The sequence below is a fragment of the Streptomyces milbemycinicus genome, from assembly GCF_002154605.1.
In the GTDB taxonomy this organism is placed as follows: Bacteria; Actinomycetota; Actinomycetes; order Streptomycetales; family Streptomycetaceae; genus Streptomyces; species Streptomyces milbemycinicus.
This window is the reverse complement of the sequence record NZ_MUNE01001153.1, coordinates 1-889: the sequence shown is the minus strand read 5'-3', so window position 1 is coordinate 889 and position 889 is coordinate 1. Positions and strand designations below refer to the sequence as shown.

The 889-nt window shown below is 71.4% G+C and carries 1 protein-coding gene; it reads left to right on the top strand.

Going from position 1 to position 889, the window contains the following annotated elements:
- Positions 1 to 889: ribosome biogenesis GTPase Der (gene der, locus CCN51_RS51750; RefSeq protein WP_245881898.1), on the top strand; the 889-nt coding region annotated here is incomplete at both ends.

Sequence of the window (889 nt, the reverse complement as noted above, 5' to 3'; positions counted from 1 at the left end):
GCCATCGAGGCCGCGGACGCGGTGGTCTTCGTGGTGGACGCCACGGTCGGCGCCACCGACACCGACGAGGCCGTGGTCAAGCTGTTGCGCCGGGCCGGGAAGCCCGTCGTGCTGTGCGCCAACAAGGTCGACGGCCCCAGCGCCGAGGCGGACGCGGCGATGCTGTGGTCGCTCGGCCTCGGCGAGCCGTACCCGGTCTCCGCGCTGCACGGCCGCGGCACCGGCGACATGCTGGACGCCGTGCTGGAGGCGCTGCCCGAGGCCCCGGCCCAGACCTTCGGCGCCGCCATCGGCGGTCCGCGCCGTATCGCGCTCATCGGCCGCCCGAACGTCGGTAAGTCGTCCCTGCTCAACAAGGTGGCGGGCGAGGAGCGGGTGGTCGTCAACGAGATGGCGGGCACCACCCGTGACCCGGTCGACGAGCTGATCGAACTCGGCGGGGTGACCTGGAAGTTCGTGGACACGGCCGGTATCCGCCGCCGGGTGCACCTCCAGGAGGGCGCGGACTACTACGCCTCGCTGCGCACCGCCGCCGCCGTGGAGAAGGCCGAGCTGGCGGTCATCCTGATCGATTCCAGCGAGTCGATCAGCGTCCAGGACCAGCGGATCATCTCGATGGCGGTCGAGGCCGGGCGCGCGATCGTCGTGGCGTACAACAAGTGGGACACGCTCGACGAGGAGCGCCGCTATTACCTCGAGCGCGAGATCGAGACCGAGCTGGGCCAGATCCAGTGGGCGCCGCGGGTCAATGTCTCGGCCCGCACCGGCCGCCATATGGAGAAGCTGGTCCCGGCGATCGAGACCGCGCTGACCGGGTGGGAGGCGACGATCTCACCGAGGAAGGCGTTGAGCCGCCCGGTCGGCACCCGGGTCTCCCACCCGGTCAGCG